Genomic DNA, 19,854 nt, shown 5'->3' with positions numbered 1-19,854 from the left:
GACGGGGCCGTTTTTTTGTGGCGCAAATCACGTTCGGTAGGCGCGGCGCTTCACGCCTCCGCGACATGGCGGATTACTCCTTAACAAATGGCGTGCTATAAAACCGTCCGCGGCATGCAGACCAGCATCATCACTCGGTGCCGCGCAAGGGGGAATCAGCGGTTTCGGCGAAGGACGCCAGCTCAAGGAACAGCGCCCGCAACTCGGGGTCTGTGAATGATGCGGCGGCGGCCCTGAGGTGGGCGGCGGCGGCAGGCGAAAGCGGTTTCGACCGGTCCGGCGCGGTGGCGGCGGGTGCAGGGGGGATCACTTTCACGGTGACTGAACTGGCGCAGGTGCCAATGGCATGTGCGGCGGCAAGGATTTGCGCCTGCATCAAGCGCAGACGCGATGCCCAGCCCGGTGAAGACGCCAGGAAGACGAGGCGGTCGTTGCGCAGGTTGGCGAATCTCACCTGCTCGCGCAATGGCGATGGCAACGTCTGGCGCAGTGCGCGGTCCAGCGCTTCCAGCGCGTCGGCCTTTCGGGCCAGCGTCGCGAAGGAGCCGCAGTCGGCGAGGGACTTCGGTCCGTTGCCGGTGCGGCGGGAAATGGCTGGAGTGGCGCGTTGCATGGTGCCGGAATTCGACCCAGGAAAGACATGCAGATCATACTCGTATCACGCGCCCGGAAATTGCCGAAGACCCTCGACCTGGCGGATCGCCGCCTGCGTCTGAAGCTGTTTTCGGTGGTCGCGCTGGCGGTACTCGGTTGCATGGGAGCCGGCGTGGCGCTGGCCGCGTTGCTGGCCAGCCCGCGTGACCGGGCGCTGGCTGAGATTCGCGACCTGCAGCAGCAGATCCGGCAGCAGGACACCCAACTGGGCGGCGTGCGGCAGGAGGCCCAGCGCGGCCTCGATGCGCTGGCCGTGAAGCTGGGGCAGCTGCAGGCCCAGTCGACGCGCCTGAATGCGCTGGGCGAGCGGCTGGCCGAGGTCGGCAAGCTCGACGACGGCGAGTTCGATTTCGACCAGCAGCCGGCGGTCGGCGGCGTCGAGGATGCCGGCAGCAGCGCGTATGCCCTGCCACCGGCGCTGGACAACAGCATCAACCAGCTGGCCAGCCAGTTCGACCGGCAGCAGGCGCAGCTGTCGGCGCTGCAGAGTCTGCTGCTGGATGCGCGGATCGAGTCCAACCTGAAGCCGACCGGGATGCCGGTGCAGGGCTATATTTCCTCCTATTTCGGCGTGCGCGCGGACCCGTTCGACGGCCGCTCGGCACGGCATACCGGCATCGACATCTCGACCCCGCTCGGCACGCCGGTACACACCGTGGCCGAAGGCATGGTGACCTTTGCCGGCGTGCGCAAGGGCTACGGCAACGTGATCGAGATCGACCACGGCAACGGCTACATGACGCGCTATGCGCACAACAGCGCGCTGGTGGCGCGTCCGGGCCAGCATGTGCAGGTCGGCGACGTGGTGGCCCGGGCCGGTTCCACCGGCCGCTCGACCGGGTCGCACGTGCATTTCGAGGTCTGGTACGACGGCCGCGTGGTCAACCCGCTGGCGTTCGTGCGCAACCACCGCTGACGCCGGGTTTCCGGCCCGCCATCCCTTGAATCCCGCCCTGGCCGGCGCCATTCAGGATGGCGCCGCGGCCTGGCTTGATGGGCCGCGTCCCGGCGCGGACGGCCCCGTGGGCGGTGCCCGGCGGGCATGTAGTAACATGCCCGATTGGCCCGCGCCTGCCGTGGGCATTTCACTCCCAACCCGGAAGATCGATGTTCAATCGTGCCCTGACGAGCCTGTTTGGCAGCCGCAACGAACGCGTGTTGCGCCAGCTTTCCAAGAGTGTCAACCGCATCAATGCGCTGGAGCCCGAATTCGAGAAACTGAGTGATGACGAGCTGCGCGGCAAGACCGACGCGTTCAAGCAGCGCGTCGCCGCCGGGGAATCGCTGGACAAGCTGCTGCCGGAGGCCTTCGCGGTGGTACGCGAGGCGGCCAAGCGCACCCTGGGCATGCGCCACTACGACGTGCAAATGATCGGTGGCATGGTGCTGCACCAGGGCAAGATCGCCGAGATGCGCACCGGCGAGGGCAAGACCCTCGTCGGCACGTTGCCGGTCTACCTGAATGCGCTGGCCGACAAGGGCGTGCACGTGGTCACCGTCAACGACTATCTGGCCCGGCGCGACTCGGCCCAGATGGGCAAGCTGTACAACTTCCTCGGCCTGACCGTGGGCGTGGTGTACCCGGGCATGGACCACGCCGACAAGCATGCCGCCTACGCCGCCGACATCACCTACGGCACCAACAACGAGTTCGGCTTCGACTACCTGCGCGACAACATGGCGCTCAGCAAGGAACAGCGCTACCAGCGCGGCCTCAACTACGCGATCGTCGACGAGGTCGACTCGATCCTGATCGACGAGGCGCGCACGCCGCTGATCATCTCCGGTCCGGCCGAGGATTCCCCGCAGCTGTACATCGCGGTCAACAAGATCGTGCCGCGGATGGTCCGTCAGACCGAGGAGAACGGCGAGGGCGACTACTGGGTCGACGAAAAGCAGAAGCAGGTGCACCTGTCCGAGGCGGGCATGCAGCACGCCGATGAACTGCTGCGCGCCGCCGGCGTGATCGAGCAGGACAGCGGCCTGTACGATTCCAAGAACCTGGCGGTGGTGCACCATCTCAACGCCGCGCTGCGCGCCAACGGCATCTACCAGCGCGACGTGGACTACATCGTGCGCGACGGCGAGGTGATCATCGTCGACGAGTTCACCGGCCGTACCCTGCCGGGCCGGCGCTGGTCCGACGGCCTGCACCAGGCGGTGGAGGCGAAGGAGGGCGTGCCGATCCAGCGCGAGAACCAGACGCTGGCCACGGTGACGTTCCAGAACCTGTTCCGCATGTACAAGAAGCTGGCCGGCATGACCGGCACGGCCGACACCGAGGCGTTCGAGTTCCAGAGCATCTACGGCCTGGAGGTGGTGGTGATCCCCACCCACAAGCCGATGATCCGCAAGGACAACCCGGACATGATCTTCCTGTCGCAGACGCCGAAGTACAACTCGGTGATCGAGGACATCCGGGCTTGCCATGAGCGCGGCCAGCCGGTGCTGGTCGGCACCACTTCGATCGAGGTGTCCGAGCTGCTCTCCGGCCTGCTGAAGAAGGCCGGCGTGGCGCACGAGGTGCTGAACGCCAAGCAGCACGAGCGCGAGGCGCACATCGTGGCCCAGGCCGGCGCACCCGGTCAGGTCACCATCGCCACCAACATGGCCGGCCGCGGCACCGACATCGTGCTCGGCGGCAGCCTGGATGCGGCGCTGGCGGCGTTGCCGGCCGAGGCCACGGAGGTGGATCGCGCCCGCGTCAAGGCCGAGTGGAAGAAGCTGCACGAGCAGGTGGTCGCCGCCGGCGGCCTGCACATCATCGGCACCGAGCGGCACGAGTCGCGCCGCATCGACAACCAGCTGCGCGGTCGTTCCGGTCGCCAGGGCGACCCGGGTTCCTCGCGCTTCTACCTGTCGCTGGAGGACAACCTGCTGCGCATCTTCGGCGGCGAAGGTCTGGTGCGCTGGATGAAGCGCTTCGGCATGAAGGACGACGACGCGCTGGAAGACCGCATGATCAGCCGGCAGATCGAGAAGGCGCAACGCAAGGTCGAACAGCACAACTTCGACATCCGCAAGCACCTGCTGGAGTTCGACGACGTCGCCAACGACCAGCGCAAGGTGATCTACCGCCAGCGCGACGAGCTGCTCGACGGCGACGACGTGCAGGCCACCGTGGCCGACATCCGCGACGACGTGGTGCAGAGCATGGTGCGCGCCTACGTGCCGGACGACAGCATCGACGAGCAGTGGGACCTGGCCGGGCTCGACCGCGAGCTGGAAAGCGAGCTGGGCCTGTCGCTCGACCTCAAGCGCTGGATCGAGCAGCAGCACGAGATCGACGCGAAGATGATCCTCGAGCACGTGCGCAGCGCGGTGAGCGAGCTGTTCCAGGCGAAGGAGGCGCAGATCGGCGCCGAGACCATGCGCCAGCTGGAAAAGCACATCATGCTGACCGTGGTCGACAATGCCTGGAAGGATCACCTCGCCAGCATGGATTACCTGCGCCAGGGCATCTACCTGGTCGGTTATGCGCAGCAGGACCCGAAGCAGGCGTTCAAGCGCGAATCGTTCAAGCTGTTTTCCGACATGCTCGAGCGGATCAAGGCCGAAGTGGTGCAGATGCTGGCGCGGATCCGCATCCGCAGCGAGGAGGAAGTCGCCGCGATGGAGGCCGAGCAACGGCGCCTGGCCGACCGCCTGCAGAAGCAGATGCTGGCCAGCGGCGGCGGCGCGCCGGCGGAAGGCGCGTTCGGCGGCGGGGCGGCGGAGCCGGCGGTCGGTGCCGGCATGCGCCTGGCGCAGCCGTCCGCGCAGCACGACGGCCCCAAGGTTGGCCGCAACGACCCGTGCCCGTGCGGTTCCGGCAAGAAGTACAAGCACTGCCACGGCCAGCTGGCCTGAGCCACGGACCGCTGAAAAAAAAGCCCCGCTTCGAGCGGGGCTTTTTGGTTGTAAGCGGTGTGGTTTATTGCTGTTTTTGGCAACTCGTGACGTACTGGCCCTTGTAGGCAGTGGTAACCCACGAGCCGCCGGTGGATCCGCCCACGCACGAGAGCTCCCAAGTCTGTTGGAGTCCGCCCGAGCAAGTACTGATGCTGGCCGTGTCCCCTGGCGTGCAGCTCATGCCTCCCCAGGGTGGGGCGGGCCAGGCTTGCATCGGCTGCTGCATGTTCCTGATATGCCTGACGAGGACCACGTCGAAGTCACCGAGCGCCGCCGGGTCGAGGCTGCCCACGTTTCCCAGCCTGGACTTTCGCATCGCTCGGCTCAGCGTATCGCGGATCGCCTGGTGCTCCGCGCTTCCGCGCGGAACGATCAGCTGTGTCGTCGTGGTACTCGATACCTGCGTGGTTTGGTCGGCTTCGCCGGGTGGCAGTGCCTTGGCAGCGTTTCCGGACGCCAAGGACATCGCGACGAGCAGGGGCAGCATGCGAATGGTAGAGGGCTTCATGAAACCTCCGTTCATGGCAGATATTTCGACACCCCGAGTACATCCACGGTAGATCACGAATCGTGGATATTCAGTTCCCGTTCGTATCGCATCAATCCTCGCCGCCCGGCGGCCGTTTGCGGTGCGGCTCGGCGTTGACCGCGATGTACTGCAGCTCCTCGCCGTCCAGCTGCAAGGCGGTGAGCTGCCCGCCCCAGACGCAGCCGGTGTCGATCGCGTGCACGCCGAGCCCGGCGAAGCGGCCCAGCGTGGACCAGTGGCCGCAGACGATGCGGGTGTCGCGCCGGCGCATGCCGGGCACCTCGAACCACGGATACAGTCCGGCCTTCTGCGTGCCGGGGATGCCCTTGGCCTCGAAGTCGATGCGGCCGTTGACGTCGCAGTAGCGCATCCGGGTCATCGTGTTGATGGTGGCGCGCTGGCGATCCAGGCCCTGTAGCCGGCTGGTCCACTGCGCCGGCCGGTTGCCGAACAGGTTGCGCAGCAGCCGCGGGTGGCGCGGGCTGGACAGCTCGCGCTCGACATCCTGCGCCGCGCGTTGCGCCTGGCGCAGCGTCCACATCGGCGCCAGGCCGGCGTGCACCATGGTCCAGTTGAGCTGCTCGTCGTGGTGCAACAGTTTTTGCGAGCGCAGCCATTCGAACAGCACCGGCGCGTCGTCGGCGAACAGTACCTCGCGCAGCTCCGGATTCACTCGCGCCTGCGCGTCGGGCCGGCGCTGGGCGATCGCCAGCAGGCTCAGGTCGTGATTGCCGAGGGTGACCACGCTGTGCTCGCGCAGGCCGTGGATCAGCCGCAGCGTGTCCAGTGATTGCCCGCCGCGGTTGACCAGGTCGCCGCAGAACCACAGCCGGTCGCGTGCCGGATCGAAGCGCAGCTTCTCCAGCAGGCGCTGCAGTTCGGGGTAGCAGCCCTGCACGTCGCCGATCGCGTACGTAGCCATGTCAGCGCAGGGCCATCAGTGCAGCGTACGCGGGATGGACAGGGTGAAGGTCGGGATGGGCGCCTCGAACTCCGTGCCGTCATCGGCCAGCATCTGGTAACTGCCGCCCATGGTGCCGACCGGCGTCTCCAGCACCGCGCCGGAGGTGTATTCGAAATCGTCGCCGGGCCGCATCCACGGCTGTTCGCCGACCACGCCTTCGCCGGTCACTTCCTCCACCTTGCCGTTGGCGTCGGTGATCATCCAGCGGCGGGTGAGCAGGCGTGCGGGCATCTCGCCGGCGTTGCGCAGGGTAACGGTGTAGGCGAAAACGTAGCGATTGTCACCGGGCTTCGATTGATCGGGGACGAAGCGGGTTTCGACCTGCACGTCGATCGTGTAGGAAGATTTTTCAGTCATGCCGGGATTGTAAGGCCTGCCGCCGCGAATGGGGCGGGCAGCGTCGCGACCGCGCTACGGTTTCCGCGTTCAGGGGTTGCCGTAGATTTTGGCCAAGCGCACGAAATCGGCCGGGGCGAGGGTTTCGGCACGCGCCTTCGGGTCGACGTCGGCGCGACGGATCGCGTCGGCGTCGAGCAGTTGCCGCAGCGCATTGGCCAGCGTCTTGCGGCGCTGGCCGAACGCGGCCTTGACCACGGCATGGACATGTTCGGGCGGCGCATCGTGCAGTTCGTGGGCCGGTAACGGCTGCAGCCGCACCACTGCGGACTCCACCTTCGGCGGCGGGCGGAACGCCTCCGGCGGTACGTCGAACAGCGGTTCCACGCGACAGGCCAGCTGCAGCATCACCGATAACCGGCCGTACACCTTGCTGCCCGGTTCGGCAGCCATGCGCTCGACCACCTCCTTCTGCAGCATGAAGTGCATGTCCTGGATCGCCGCGGCGTGCTCGACGCAGTGGAACAGGATCGGGCTGGAGATGTAGTACGGCAGGTTGCCGGCGATGCGCAGCCTCGGCACGCCGTGGCTGTGGGCGAGCGCGCTGAAGTCCACCTTCAGCACATCGGCGTGGATGATGTGCAGCTCGCCCGCGGTGGCGGCACGCGCCTGCAGGCCGGGGATCAGGTCGGTGTCCAGCTCGATCGCGGTGAGCCGGCCGGCCGCCGCCAGCAGCGGCAGGGTCAGCGCCCCCTCGCCTGGGCCGATCTCGACCACGAAGTCCTCCGCCCGCGGCGCGATCGCGCTGACGATCCGGTCGATGTAGCGCCGGTCGTGCAGGAAGTGCTGGCCGAAACTTTTCTTGGGGCGCGCGTTCATGGGGCGGGAGCGAATGAGGAGGGGTGAGGAACGGGAGCGGCGGTCCGGCTGCTTTTACTCACTTCGCACTCCTCTCTTCTCGTCTCGCCGCTGCACCAGCGCGAGCGCCATGTTCGCCGCGGCGATCAGGCTGGCCGGGTCGGCGCGGCCGCTGCCGGCCAGGTCCAGCGCGGTACCGTGGTCGACCGAGGTGCGGATGAACGGCAGGCCGAGGGTGAGGTTCACGGTGCGGTCGAACGCCTCGCTCTTCAGTACCGGCAGTGCCTGGTCGTGGTACATCGCCAGCACTGCGTCGTAGCGCGCACGCTGTGCCGGCACGAACGCGGTGTCGGCGGGCAGCGGACCGAGCAGATGCATGCCCTCGCCGCGCAGCGCGTTCAATACCGGAATCAGCGTGTCGATTTCCTCGTGGCCGAGGTGGCCGCCTTCGCCGGCGTGCGGGTTGAGGCCGAGCACCGCGATGCGCGGCGCGGCGATGCCGAACTTGCGCTGTAGCTCGGCGTGCACGATGCGCAGCGTGCGGGTCAGCGCGGCCGGCGTGATCGCCGCCGGTACCGCCGCCAGCGGCAGGTGGGTGGTGGCCAGCGCCACCCGCAGCTCCGGGCTGGCCAGCATCATCACCACGTCGGTGTGCGCGCGTTCGGCGAAGAACTCGGTGTGCCCGCTGAAGCGGACGCCGGCGTCGTTGATCGAGGCTTTCTGCAGCGGCGCGGTGACCACCGCGTCGTAGCGGCCGGCCATGCAGCCGTCGGCGGCTTCGGCCAGCGTGTCCAGCACGTGCCGGGCGTTGCGCGGGTCGGGCCGGCCGGGCACCTCGTCGACGGCCAGCGGGATGTGCTGCACGCGCAGCGTGCCTGGGCGGCGCATGGGCGGCGCGCTGCCGTCATCATCGGCCAGTTCGACGGCGAGGCCGCAGCGTGCGGCCGCCCGCTGCAGCAGGTTGCGATCAGTGATCGCCACCAGGGTTGCCGCCAGCGGCGTGGTGGCCAGTCGAACCAGCAATTCGGGGCCGACGCCCGCCGGCTCGCCCGCGGTCAGCGCGAGCCGGGGCAGTGGCATGGTGTCCAACCGCCTTTATGGCGCGCTGGTGGCGGCCCGATCGTCCGCCGCGCGCAGCTCGGGCACCAGGATGTCGACATAGGCGTTCGAACGCAGGTCACGCAGGTAGTCGTCGTAGGCCTGCTCGGACTTGCGCGTGCCGATGGCCTGGCGCGCCTGGTCGCGTTCGATCTGCACGGTCTGGTCGCTCTGGCGCTCGCCGAGCCGTTGCAGGATGTGCCAGCCGGCAGCGCTCTGGAACGGCGGCGACACCTGGTTGTCCTTCAGCTGGCCCAGTTGCGCGGCGATGGCCTGGCCCCACGCCTGCGGCGGGAACCAGCCCATGTCGCCGCCGATGTTGGCGGTGGTGTCGTCCTTGGAGTTTTCCTTTGCCAGGGTGGCGAAGTCCTCGTGCTTGTCGACGATGCGGTGGTACAGGTCCTGCGCCTTCTGTTCGGCCTGGGCCGGGGTCAGCAGCTCGCTCGGCTTGATCAGGATCTGCCGTGCATGCAGCTCGGTGACCATCTTGCGGCTGCTCTGGCGCTGGTCGACCAGCTTGAGGATGTGGAAACCGGTCGGCCCACGCAGCGCCGCACTGACCTCGCCGGGCTTCATCGAGGTGATGGTGTCGGCGAACGCGGGCGGGATTTCGTCGAGCCGGCGCCAGCCGAGGTCGCCGCCCTCGAGCGCATCGGGTGCGTCCGAGTAGCGGATCGCGGCGGCGTTGAAATCCATGCCGCCCTTGATCGCGGCCAGTGCCTGCCCGGCCTTGGCCTGGCTGGCCTGGATCGCGGCGGCATCGGCGCCGCCGGGAATGCTGATCTGGATGTGCGCCAGGTGCACTTCGCCGGCCTTGTAGGTCGGGCTGCTGAGCAGGTTGTCGATTTCGCTGTCGGTGACCGAGACCGAATCCTGCACCACGTTCTGGTGCAGCCGCTGCACGGTGATCTGGTCGGCCAGCTGTTCGCGGAACGAGGCGAAGCTGGCGCCGCTGCGCTCCACCTCGGCACGCAACTGCTCGGGGCTGAGCTTGTTCTGCTGGGCCACGCCCTGGATGGCCTGGTCGACGTCGGCGTCGGAGACGTGGATGCCCTGATCCTGTGCCTTCTGGATCTGCAGGCGCATCAGCACCAGACGGTTCAGTACCTGCTGCTGCAGCACATTCATCGGCGGCAGCTGCTCGGTGTGGCCGGCGTACTGCTGCTGCACCGAGAGCACGGCGTCGTTCAGTTCGCTCTGCAGGATCACGTCGTCGTTGACCACGGCCACGATGCGATCCAGCGACTGGTTGGCCGGGGCGGCCGGGGTCAGCAGCTGGGCATGGGCGGGGAGCAGGATCGCGAGCGCGAGCAGGAGAAATGCAAGGGATTGCTTCATCAGTGGAAAGCCTGATTTCGCCGGGGCGAATGCGTTTATTGATAGCCGAGAATATCACGGCGCAGCAGTGGATCGATTTGGCCGCCGGTGGAGCCCAGTCCCTTGAAAACCACCTCGAACATGACGGCATTGTCGCGATGGTTGGTGTTGCCGCCTGTCGGGGCCGGACCGAAGCCGTAGTAGCTCTGGTTCACGTAGCTGCGCCCCACCAGCCGCAGCGACACGCAGCAGCTGTCGTACTCCACGCCGGCCAGCGCATCGACGCTTTCGCGATCCTTCACCGAATAGGTCCATGCACCCACCAGCCGCCAGCGCTCGGACACCGGGTAGACCACCGAAGCGCCGTATTGTTCCAGCAGGCCGCGACGATAGCGGTAGGAGAAATTGAGGATGCCGTCGGTGCGCAGGCGGCGCTGCAACTGCACCGCCGCCAGGTCGGTCAGGCGGGTGTTCGGGCTCCACTGGTAGGCGCTGTCCAGCCGCCAGCGCTCGCTGAGCTGCACGTCGAGCTGGGCCACGTAGGCCGAGCGGACCCAGTCCGTGCCCAGCACTTTCTGCGGGCTGAAATAGTGGATCTGGCCGATGCTGGCCGACACCCGCTCGACGCCGCCGTCGTCCAGCAGGCGGGTGGTGAGCGCGGCGGTGAGGTTGTTCGCGTCCATCTGGCGGTCGGCGCCGGAGAACTGGTTGGTCGAGAACAACTGCCAGTAGTCGAACGACATCGTCCGGGTGTCGAACAGCGGCAGGTTGTTCTGGTTGCGGTACGGCACGTACAGGTAGTACAGCCGCGGCTCCAGCGTCTGTGTGTAGCTGTCGCCGAACAGCGTGGCGCTGCGGTCGAACACCAGGCCGCTGTCGAGGCTGACGATCGGCAGCGAACGGCTCGGCGACTGCTGGTCGAACGGCGTGGTCGCACCGCTGCCGAGCAGGCCGTAATAACCGTAATTCCGGTAGCTGCTGTCCAGCTGGTAGGCGGTGTAGCGATAGCCGAGCCGCGGACGCACGAACCAGGCCGAACTGCCGAAGTCCGCTTCCAGGTAGGGGTAGAGGTCCTCGCGCTGGCCCTCGACGAAGCCGGTCTTGCGGAATGCCACCGCCGAGCTGTCCACGCCGAATTCCAGCCAGCGCGACAGCGGCACGTCCATGCTGAACTTCGCGTACGGCAGCTGCTTGTACGGCAGGCCGCTGTCGGTCACGAACGGATTGACGTTCTGGTAGATGGTGCCGCCGAAGGAGGCGTTCCACCACTTGCCGCCGCCCGCGATCGCGGCGTTGGAGGCCAGCGTATAGACGGCCGAATGGGACAGGGCGTCGCCGTAGTCGTACAGGTAGCTGCTGTCCGAGGCGTGGTTGTACGAGCCCACGAACTGCCAGCCTTTCCACAGCTGCGTGCGGTCGGCGAACTTCACCAGGTAGCGCGAGTCGCCCCTGGTGTCGGCGAGGCCATCGCTTTTGCTGTGGTCGTCCGGCACGTATTCCACGTTGAGCTGGCCGCGACTGCCCGGCGTCAGGTAGCGGAATTCGCCGGCAAGCATCGCGCCGCGCGCGCTGTAGTAGCGCGGGTCCAGCGTGGCGTCGTAGTTCGGCGCCAGGTTCAGGTAGTACGGCGTGCTGATCTCGTAACCCGAGCGGCTGGTGTGGCCGATGGTCGGGTAGAGGAAGCCGGTCTTGCGGCGGTCGTCGACCGGGAAGCTGAAATACGGCAGGTACAGGAACGGCACGTTGCCGAGGCGCATGGTGGCGTTGCGCGCCACGCCGACGCCGGTTTCCTTGTTGATGGTGATCGACTTGGCGCGGAACTCCCACAGGTGGTGGCCGACGTCGCAGGTGGAGTAGGTGGCCTGCGAGTAGCGCGTGTGCTGCGCATCCAGCATCTGGCCCTGGCCGGCCGTGCCGTTGCCGCGCGCGTCGAGCATCTGGTAGCGCACGTCGTCGGCGATGCCGCGGCTGGCGTCGGTGTTGCCGCGCATGCTCGAGGCGGCCAGCAACTGGCCGGCGTCCTGGTAGCGCACGTCGCCGCGGGCGTCGTAGTCGGTGTTCTGGTCGTTGTAGTCGATGCGCTCGGCCTGCAGCTGCTGGTCGGCACGCTGCAGCTTCACTTCGCCGGACAGGTGATAGACCGACCGGTTGGAGCTGTCCACGTGCTGCGCCTGCACCAGGGTGGGGCTGGTCTCGCGCAGGCTGGTGTCCCTGCCCAGGCTGGGATCGTAGAACTCCAGCAAGGCGTTGGGCCGGCACATCGCGTAGTTGAGCGGGCGCGGCGCACAGTGGAACGAACCCAGCGGACAGGCCTGGTCGGCCGGGGCGGTGGGGTGGGCGGGCGGAACCTGGGGGCTGCTGGCATCGGCCTGGCCGCCGAACAGGGCCAGGGCGGCGGCGACTGCCAGCAGGCGGCGTGGAGGTAGCTTGGGCGTCACGGGAAATCTGCCGGCTTCGAAGGCTCGTTAAGCTAACAGAAAGACCCCCGGGGCGGCAGGTGAACGTTTTCTCGCCGCACGTCGGGATTCAGCCTGGGCGGGTGCCGAGCGGGGAAATTCGATGCGGAATGCAGCGCGCCGCACGGCGTCTTACTCGACGAGGGCGCCGACGTGCGCGCTCACGCTGGTCGCCAGCGCGGCCAGGTCGTAGCCGCCTTCCAGGGTGGAGACAAGCCGCCCACCGGCGTGTGCGTCGGCCAGCGCCGCCAGGCGTTCGGTGATCCACGCGTAGTCCTCGTTGCCCAGCCGGATGTCGGCCAGCGGGTCGTTGCAGTGGGCGTCGAAACCGGCCGAAACCAGCACCAGCTGCGGCTTGAACGCATGCAGCCGCGGCAGCAGCACGCCGTCCCACAGCTCGCGGAACTCGTGCGAGCCGGCGCCGGGCGACAGCGTGCCGTTGACGATGTTGCCCACGCCGCGCTCATCCTCGCGGCCGCTGTCCGGGTACAGCGGCCACTGGTGGCTGGAGGCGAACAGTACGCGCGGCTCGCGCTCGAAGATGTCCTGGGTGCCGTTGCCGTGGTGCACGTCGAAGTCGGCGATGGCGACTCGCTTGAGCCCATGTGCGGCCAGCGCGTGGGCGGCGCCCACCGCGACGTTGTTGAACAGGCAGAAGCCCATGGCCCGCTCGCGTGTGGCGTGGTGGCCGGGCGGGCGCACCGCGCAGAATGCGCGCAGCGCGGCACCGCCGAGCACCGCGTCGACCGCCGCGACCACGGCGCCGGCCGCGCGCAGGGCCGCCTCGGTCGAGCCGGGGCCCATCACGGTGTCCTGGTCCAGGGCGAGCATCTCGCCCGCCGGCGCGCCGAGCAGGACCTCGCTGAGATGTGCCGCGCCGTGCACGCGCAGCAACTGCTCGCGGGTGACCGGGGGTGCCTCGAGGCGGTCGAGCGCGGCGAAGCGGTCATGGTCCAGCGCCCGCAGGATCGCCTGCAGGCGCGCCGGCCGCTCCACGTGTCCCGGGCCGGGATCGTGCTGCAGGCAGGCAGGATGGGTGTACAGCCGCAGCATGGCGGCGGACCTAGGTCGCGGAAGGCTTGCGGCGGCGCTCGTGCTGCCACAGCACCTCGCCGTGGCCGCTGGCTCGGGCCAGCACGCGCGAGATCACGAACAACAGGTCGGACAGCCGGTTCAGGTAGCGCTGCGGCTGGGTGCGGATCTGCTCCGTCCGCGACAAGGTGATCACCGCGCGTTCGGCGCGACGGCACACGGTGCGCGCCAGGTGGCCGCAGGCCGCGGCCATGCCGCCGCCGGGCAGGATGAACTCCTTCAGCGGCGGCAGCGGTTCGTTGAGGCTGTCGAGGATGCGCTCCAGCCGTTCGATGTCGCTGTCCTCGACCAGCGCCATGCCCGGGATGCACAACTCGCCGCCGAGGTCGAACAGGTCGTGCTGCACCTGGGTCAGCGCCTCGCGCACTTCGTCATCGACGCCGTCGGCAGCCAGCAGCATGCCGATCGTGCTGTTGAGCTCGTCCACCGTGCCGTAGGCGTTGACCCGCGGCGAGTCCTTGCCCACGCGCGAGCCGTCGCCGAGACCGGTCGAACCGTCGTCGCCGGTGCGGGTGTAGATCCGCGAGAGGCGGTTGCCCACGTCAGTGCCGGGCGTGGCTGCCGCGCGGCGCGGCGTGCGCCAGCTGGGTCGCCAGCACGTGCAGCACCGCGCCCAGCGCCACGTAAACGGCCGTGCCGGCGAGGAACGGCAGGTACCAGTCGCCGAGGTTGCCGAGCCACGCGCCGAAGCTGCGCGGCGCGGGCACGCTGGCGCTGATCCAGTAGAAGCTGCCGTTGGAGACCAGGTAGCACACGCCCTCGGCCACCAGCAACGCACCGGCTGCGAGGGCCAGCGTGCGCAGGCCCAGGCCCTGCTGGCGCTGCGCCAGCCAGCTGCCGCCCAGCCACAGCGCGCCGTAGGAAGGGACCAGGAACCAGTAGGCCGGCGACACGCAGTAGTGGCTCCAGAAGTCGACGCCCTGGCCGCTGATCACCAGGTAATCCACCAGCACGGCCTCGGCCATCAGCAGCGGGAAGGCCCAGCGGCCCTGCCCGCGCAGCCAGAAGCCGGCGAGGAAGAACACGCCCCACGAGGCGTCCCACAACGCGTGGTGCAGCAGGGAGGGATGGAAGCGGGTGACGCCCATCACCAGGGCCAGGCCCAGGAAGATGGCCAGGCGTCGGGTCGTTGAGGTTGCCATGCGGGACTCCGTGCAGCTCGGCGGGATACAGGTCTGCCAGTTTAGCCCAATGCGACCGGCCCGATGTGTCGGCGTCGCGCCGGCGCGTATCATCCGTCGCATGAACCCTTCCGCATCCCCTGCAGGCGGCAGCGTGTTGGTCATCGGCGGCGGCCTGGTCGGCGCCAGCCTGGCGATCGCGCTGGACGCCGCCGGCATCGCCGCCACCCTGGTCGAGGCCGCCGCGCCGCGCACCGATGCTCAGTCCAGCTACGACGAGCGCAACCTGGCGCTCGCCCGTGCCACCGTCAACGGGCTGGAGGCGATCGGCGTGTGGCGCCACGCCGCCGCCCATGCCACGCCGATCCGCCACATCCACGTCAGCCGCGCCGGCGAGTTCGGCAGCGCACGCCTCGACGCGGACAGGCACGGCGTCGACGCGCTGGGCTGGACCTTGCCGGCGCGCGAACTCGGCGCGGCGCTGCTGCGCCGGCTCGACGAATGCACCCGGCTGACCCGGCTGGCGCCGGCGAAACTGGCCTCGCTGCAGCCGTTGTCCGGCGGCTGGCGCGCCCAGGTCGAAAGCGCCGACGGCACGCGCAGCCTCGACACGCCATTGCTGGTCGGTGCCGACGGCACGCAGTCGTTCGTGCGCGCTCAGCTGGGCATCGACGCCGAAAGACATGACTATCGGCAGACCCTGTTCGTTTGCACGGTGACGCCCGAACGCGGGCACGCGCACCGGGCGTGGGAGCGCTTCTCCGATGAAGGGCCGGTTGCCCTGCTCCCGCTGGCCGAGCGCCGCTGCGGCCTGGTGCTCACGGTGGCGGGCGCCGAGGCCGACGCGGTCGCCGCGCTGGACGACGCCGGTTTCATCGCCCTGGCGCAGCGCCGTTTCGGCTGGCGGCTGGGTCGGCTGAGTCGCCCGGGCAAGCGGCATCCGTATGCGATCCAGCGGGTCGCGGCCACCCGCTTGACCGCGCCGCACGCGGTGCTGGTGGGCAACGCCGCGCAGACCGTGCACCCGATCGGTGCACAGGGTTTCAACCTTGGCCTGCGCGATGCGCTGACCCTGGCCGAGCTGGTCGCCGCCGCGCCCGATCCGGGCGCAGCCGATCTGCTGGCGCGCTACGCCGCGCGGCGCGCGCCGGACCGCGAGGGCACCATGGCGATGAGCCACGGCCTGGTGCAGCTGGCCTGCCTGCCGCAACCGCTGCTGGCGCCGCTGCGCTCGCTGGCCCTGCTGGCCTGCGACCGCTTGCCGCCGCTGCAGCGCGCGCTGGCGCGGCGAGGCATGGGCTTCCGCGGCGAGCCGCCACGGGCGGTGCTGGAGCGCCTGCCATGAACACGCCATTGCAGGACATGCCTTCGCGCCGCCGCGCGCCCGCGCTGGACGTGGCCGTGGTCGGCGGCGGCATGGTGGGCGCCGCCGCGGCGCTGGCCCTGGCGCGGGCTGGCTTCAGCACCGCCCTGCTGGAGGCCCGCGCTCCGGCGGCCTGGGACGCGCGTGCCGAAGTGGACTTGCGCGTGGTCGGGTTGGCACCGTCGTCGGTCGCGCTGCTCGACGAGTTGGGCGTCTGGACGTCCATTCGCGACGCTCGCGTCGGCCCGTACACGCACATGCACGTGTGGGATGCCGAAAGCGGCGCGGCGATCGACTTCGACGCCGCCAGCGAGGGGCGCGACCGGCTCGGCTGCATCGTCGAGAACAGCCTGGTGCAGTGGACGCTGTGGCAGGCGCTGTCGGCAGCCGGCGTGCGCGTGTCGTGTCCCGCCGAGGTGAAGGCGTTCGAGGCGCGCGAGGACCGCATCCAGCTGGAACTGGCCGGCGGCGAGACCCTTTCCGCCGGGCTGCTGGTGGCAGCCGACGGCGCCGGCTCGCCGCTGCGCGCGCTGGCCGGCATCGGCACGCGCGGCCGCGACTATGCACAGCGCGCGGTGGTGGCACACGTCGCCACCGAGCGGCCGCACCAGGACACTGCATGGCAACGCTTCCTGCCGGGCGGGCCGCTGGCGTTGCTGCCGCTGGCCGACGGGCGCAGCTCGATCGTGTGGTCGCTGCCGGAGGCCGAGGCGCAGCGCGTGCTGGCGCTGGATGAGCAGGCTTTCCTCGATGAGCTCGGCGTGGCCAGCGACTTCCGGCTCGGCCGCATCTTCGCCACCACGCCGCGCGCGGCGTTCCCGTTGAAACTGCAACTGGCCGAGCGCTACCAGGCCGAGCGTTTCGTGTTGCTCGGCGACGCCGCGCACGCGGTGCATCCGCTGGCCGGGCAGGGCGTCAACCTGGGCCTGCGCGACGTGGTCGAACTGCGCGACACGCTGCTCGACGCGCGTGCCGCCGGCCGCGACATCGGCGCTGCCCACGTGCTGCGTCGCTACGCGCGCCGCCGGCGCAGCGCCGATACGCTGGATGCGCTGGGTTTCGACGCGCTGGCGCGCATCTACGCGTGGCAGTCGCCGGCACTGGTGGCCGCGCGCGGCATCGGCGTACGCCTGCTGGATCGGCTCGCGCCGCTGAAGCGGCAGCTCTCGGAGCACGCTGCCGGACTTTGAGCCTTTACCCACCCCTGCGACCGAAGGAAGTCCCTTTGGGACAAGCGGGGGAGGGAGTCAACCCTGACGGAGGATCGACCATGCGTATCGCCCGACTCTGCTGTCTGCTGTTGTTCGCCGGTTCAAGCCTTGCCGCCCAGGCGAAGATGGTGCATCGCCCGGTCGAGTGGACGCAGGACGGCACCCGTTTCCACAGCGTGCTGCTCTACGACGACGCGTCGAGCGCGAAGCGGCCGGGCCTGGTGATGGTGCCGAACTGGTACGGCATCAACGACGTGGCCGTAAAGAAGGCCGAGATGATCGCCGGCAAGGATTACGTGATCCTGCTCACCGACATGTACGGCGCCGACGTGCGCCCGCAGCCGGGCAACGCGGCGCAGGCACAGGCGGCGGTGAAGCCGTTGTACGGCGATCGCGCGCTGATGCGCAAACGGATCAACGTGGCGCTGGACCAGCTGAAGGCGCAGGCGGCCAGCGCGCCGCTCGACGCGTCGAAATTGGCTGCGATCGGCTTCTGCTTCGGCGGCTCGGCCGTGCTCGACCTCGCCCGCAGCGGCGCCGGCGTGGCCGCGGTGGTGTCGTTCCACGGTGGCCTGGACACCGACGACCCGACGCTGGCGAAGCACATCAAGGCGCGCGTACTGGCGATGAACGGCGCCGACGACAAGGGCACCATGCCGGACGCGGACAAGTTCATGGACGAGATGCGCATGAGTCCGGTCGACTGGCAGTTCGTGGTGATCGGCCACGCGGTGCACTGCTTCACCGAGGTCGGCGAGAACTCGCCCGGCTGCCGCTACGACGAACGCGCCGCCACCCGCAGCTACCGCCTGATGCACGACTGGCTGCGCGCGGCGTTCGCGGGCACGCCGTAGGATTCTTGGTGGACGCGATGGCGCTGGTGGTTATGGAGCAGGGGATTTCATCTGCCAGCGGCAACCGAGTCACTTTTTCTCTTGTGTGACCCGGTAGGAGCGCACGCTGTGCGCGATGTTCTTGCTTTGTTCGAGGCGGGAGTTTTTAGAGCCAAGAGCTTTCGGCTGCCGCAGGGGGACGAAGGCTCTTGAGCTCTTCTCCGGGTACGGAAAGGCGCGACCGCCGTACGCGTCACTCGCAGTGGCACGCCTCAAGCCTTGCCCTCACGCACCGCGTCCATCGTCAGCGTGGCCAATTGGCGCAGCCGCGTACCGCCGGCGTCGGCGAGCAGTTCCTTCAGGCGCTCGCCGGCGTCGTGCTGGTCGAGGCTTTGGCGTTCGGCCAGCGAGGCGGCCAGCGCGCGGCCCATCGAGTCGAAGATCAGCGCATAGGCGAACGCGTGCAGTACACCGCCGCCCAGCGTGCCGAGGCCGGGGAACGCCTTCAACGCGTTGCCGGCGACGGCCAGCACGATCGAGCTGCCGGTGCGCAGGGTGAGCCTGGCCTGCTGCACGAAATCCTCGATCTGCACGTCGCTGACCTTGACGCCGTAGAGCTCGGCGAGCGCGCGGGTGAGGCCGGTGGCAAGCACGCCCTGGATCACCAGGTCGCTGCCCGGCGCCACCGCGGCGAGTGCGCCGACGATGGCGCGGCGCGCGTACTGGCGGACGATGCGTTCGGCTTGCTCGGCGCGGGTTTGCGCTTCGAGCGTGCCGGTGCGTTGATGCAGGCCGGCCAGCACGGCGTTCTCGCGCAGATCCTCCAGGCCTTCGGCGCCGGACGCGGTGAGCCGTTCGAGCGCCTGCAGCAGCGGCTCGATCGCGGGCTTGCGCTGGCGCTCGACTGACTCGGTGCGGCCGTCGGCGAGCTGGCGCTGGTAGCGCTCGCTGCCGCCGGCGCTGATCGCCAGCACCGCGCTGGCGATGCCGCGCGCGTGCCGGCGCAGGCGCTCCAGCAATTGATCGCGCTCGGCCTCGCTCCACTGGTCGGACTTGTTCAGCACCAGCAGCAGCGGCTTGCCGAAGTCGGCCAGCCAGCGCAGTTCGTCGGCCTGGCGGCGGCTGAGGTCGCCGGCGCACAGATAGACCACAGCGTGCGCGCGCAGCGCTTCCTCGCGCGCCAGCGTTTCGTGCGCCTCGCCGCCGGCCTCGCGACTGCCGGGCACGTCGGCCAGCACCAGCGTGCGGCCGTCCGGCAGCTTGCCGTCGTAGTGGCCGACGCCGCGGGTGGTGCCGCCGCGCACGTCGCTGGCGACCTGTGCGTGCGGCGCCAGCGCGCGGACCAGGCTGGACTTGCCGCTGGAGATTTCGCCGAACAGCGCCACGTAGATGCGCGAACTGGCGCGGCGGCGATCGAGCTCGCCCAGCTCCGCCGTCAGCGCGCCGGTGTCGGCGCCGCGGTCGCGCAACCGGCCGATGCGCTGCTCCAGGCTGCTGCGATCGGGCGCCGGCGGCGGCCGGCGCCGGCGCCGCGGGCGCAGCAGCCACCACAGCACGGCGAGACCGGCCGCGGCAAAGATCAGCAGCACGCCGCCCAGCGTCCACTGCAGCCACGACGGCAAATCCAGGAAACGCTGCGCCAGCGCCAGCGCGCGTTCGGCGGCGGCGAACAGCAGCCACAGCAGCGCGGCCATGGCCAGCGCGGTGAGCAGCAAGCGCGGGCGTCGGGACATCCGTGCATTCCATTCTGGGCAGGGTCGGATTGTGCACTGTAGCGTGCTTACCTGCATCGTCGCCTGTGCTCATTTACATCGCGTATCCCGCATTGTTCACGACCCTGTTTAACTCAATTTATTGACAGTGAACTTGCTCTTACGCTCCAATGGGTAGAGGGAGGGGTCTCGATAAGTCATGGATGATGGCTGTGGTTTTTGGCTAACGCTGCGATTTACTTCGAAGAGGATTGAATTATGTTGGACGCATTGGCTGAATTCTTTGGCATCACCGCATTTAAAGTGGTTGACGGGCAGAAGGGGTAAGAAAAACAGTCGCCATAACTGGCGGCTGTTTCTTTGTGACTGGCTGGCTTTTGGTAGCTCTCGGAGTGAATGCCAATACAGTCGGCAGTGGC

17 protein-coding genes are annotated in these 19,854 nt (G+C 68.8%); 5 read left to right on the top strand and 12 right to left on the bottom strand.

Going from position 1 to position 19,854, the window contains the following annotated elements; all coding sequences use genetic code 11:
- Positions 1 to 130: 130 nt before the first annotated feature.
- On the bottom strand, positions 131 to 613 hold the full coding sequence (locus RHOOR87_RS0106120; protein WP_027484519.1) for a DUF721 domain-containing protein: 483 nt from the start codon (positions 611 to 613) through the stop codon (positions 131 to 133).
- Between the two features lie 27 nt (positions 614 to 640).
- Here RHOOR87_RS0106120 and RHOOR87_RS0106115 point away from each other — a divergent pair, with 27 nt between their 5' ends.
- Positions 641 to 1,570 (top strand): M23 family metallopeptidase, encoded by a 930-nt coding sequence (locus RHOOR87_RS0106115; RefSeq protein WP_027484518.1) that lies wholly within the window; start codon positions 641 to 643, stop codon positions 1,568 to 1,570.
- Between the two features lie 191 nt (positions 1,571 to 1,761).
- Complete coding sequence (secA, locus tag RHOOR87_RS0106110; RefSeq protein WP_027484517.1) at positions 1,762 to 4,503, top strand: preprotein translocase subunit SecA; 2,742 nt, start codon at positions 1,762 to 1,764, stop codon at positions 4,501 to 4,503.
- A gap of 64 nt (positions 4,504 to 4,567) precedes the next feature.
- Here the strand turns inward: secA and RHOOR87_RS0106105 are convergent, their stop codons facing one another.
- From RHOOR87_RS0106105 to RHOOR87_RS0106060, 10 genes are all read right to left on the bottom strand, one after another.
- Positions 4,568 to 5,053 (bottom strand): hypothetical protein, encoded by a 486-nt coding sequence (locus tag RHOOR87_RS0106105; protein ID WP_027484516.1) that lies wholly within the window; start codon positions 5,051 to 5,053, stop codon positions 4,568 to 4,570.
- Between the two features lie 91 nt (positions 5,054 to 5,144).
- Entirely contained in the window at positions 5,145 to 5,996 is an 852-nt protein-coding gene (locus RHOOR87_RS0106100; RefSeq protein ID WP_027484515.1) for a symmetrical bis(5'-nucleosyl)-tetraphosphatase, read from the bottom strand.
- A gap of 15 nt (positions 5,997 to 6,011) precedes the next feature.
- Positions 6,012 to 6,395 carry a Co2+/Mg2+ efflux protein ApaG gene (apaG, locus tag RHOOR87_RS0106095; RefSeq protein ID WP_007509311.1) on the bottom strand — a complete coding sequence of 128 codons (384 nt, stop codon included), beginning with the start codon at positions 6,393 to 6,395 and terminating at the stop codon, positions 6,012 to 6,014.
- Between the two features lie 69 nt (positions 6,396 to 6,464).
- A complete protein-coding gene (rsmA, locus tag RHOOR87_RS0106090) occupies positions 6,465 to 7,253 on the bottom strand; it encodes a 16S rRNA (adenine(1518)-N(6)/adenine(1519)-N(6))-dimethyltransferase RsmA (protein ID WP_027484514.1) in 789 nt (262 codons plus the stop codon).
- A 54-nt stretch (positions 7,254 to 7,307) separates the two neighbouring features.
- Positions 7,308 to 8,312: a 4-hydroxythreonine-4-phosphate dehydrogenase PdxA gene (gene pdxA / locus RHOOR87_RS0106085; RefSeq protein ID WP_043795404.1), complete on the bottom strand. Its 1,005-nt coding sequence runs from the start codon at positions 8,310 to 8,312 to the stop codon at positions 7,308 to 7,310.
- Positions 8,313 to 8,327: 15 nt separating this feature from the next.
- Positions 8,328 to 9,668 carry a peptidylprolyl isomerase gene (locus RHOOR87_RS0106080; RefSeq protein ID WP_027484512.1) on the bottom strand — a complete coding sequence of 447 codons (1,341 nt, stop codon included), beginning with the start codon at positions 9,666 to 9,668 and terminating at the stop codon, positions 8,328 to 8,330.
- Positions 9,669 to 9,703: 35 nt separating this feature from the next.
- Positions 9,704 to 12,085: an LPS assembly protein LptD gene (gene lptD, locus RHOOR87_RS0106075; RefSeq protein WP_027484511.1), complete on the bottom strand. Its 2,382-nt coding sequence runs from the start codon at positions 12,083 to 12,085 to the stop codon at positions 9,704 to 9,706.
- A 150-nt stretch (positions 12,086 to 12,235) separates the two neighbouring features.
- Positions 12,236 to 13,156 carry a histone deacetylase family protein gene (locus RHOOR87_RS0106070; RefSeq protein ID WP_027484510.1) on the bottom strand — a complete coding sequence of 307 codons (921 nt, stop codon included), beginning with the start codon at positions 13,154 to 13,156 and terminating at the stop codon, positions 12,236 to 12,238.
- Between the two features lie 10 nt (positions 13,157 to 13,166).
- A complete protein-coding gene (locus tag RHOOR87_RS0106065; protein WP_015448697.1) occupies positions 13,167 to 13,736 on the bottom strand; it encodes a cob(I)yrinic acid a,c-diamide adenosyltransferase in 570 nt (189 codons plus the stop codon).
- Position 13,737: 1 nt separating this feature from the next.
- Complete coding sequence (locus RHOOR87_RS0106060; RefSeq protein ID WP_027484509.1) at positions 13,738 to 14,337, bottom strand: hypothetical protein; 600 nt, start codon at positions 14,335 to 14,337, stop codon at positions 13,738 to 13,740.
- A gap of 100 nt (positions 14,338 to 14,437) precedes the next feature.
- On the opposite strand from RHOOR87_RS0106060, the gene ubiH reads away from it, so the two are divergent.
- From ubiH to RHOOR87_RS0106045, 3 genes are all read left to right on the top strand, one after another.
- Positions 14,438 to 15,661, top strand: coding sequence for a 2-octaprenyl-6-methoxyphenyl hydroxylase (gene ubiH / locus RHOOR87_RS0106055; protein WP_015448695.1), 1,224 nt, complete (start codon positions 14,438 to 14,440; stop codon positions 15,659 to 15,661).
- The gene (locus tag RHOOR87_RS0106050) at positions 15,658 to 16,869 is read left to right on the top strand and encodes a UbiH/UbiF/VisC/COQ6 family ubiquinone biosynthesis hydroxylase (protein ID WP_015448694.1); all 1,212 of its coding nucleotides are present in this window, start codon (positions 15,658 to 15,660) and stop codon (positions 16,867 to 16,869) included. The genes ubiH and RHOOR87_RS0106050 overlap by 4 nt, the downstream gene beginning before the upstream one ends.
- Before the next feature lie 80 nt (positions 16,870 to 16,949).
- Entirely contained in the window at positions 16,950 to 17,744 is a 795-nt protein-coding gene (locus RHOOR87_RS0106045; protein WP_007514819.1) for a dienelactone hydrolase family protein, read from the top strand.
- Between the two features lie 251 nt (positions 17,745 to 17,995).
- On the opposite strand, the gene RHOOR87_RS0106040 is transcribed toward RHOOR87_RS0106045, so the two are convergent.
- Positions 17,996 to 19,456: a GTPase gene (locus RHOOR87_RS0106040; protein ID WP_015448693.1), complete on the bottom strand. Its 1,461-nt coding sequence runs from the start codon at positions 19,454 to 19,456 to the stop codon at positions 17,996 to 17,998.
- Positions 19,457 to 19,854 lie beyond the last annotated feature (398 nt).

This window comes from Rhodanobacter sp. OR87, from assembly GCF_000473345.1.
GTDB lineage: Bacteria > Pseudomonadota > Gammaproteobacteria > Xanthomonadales > Rhodanobacteraceae > Rhodanobacter > Rhodanobacter denitrificans.
This window is presented reverse-complemented; position numbering and strand designations above follow the sequence as displayed.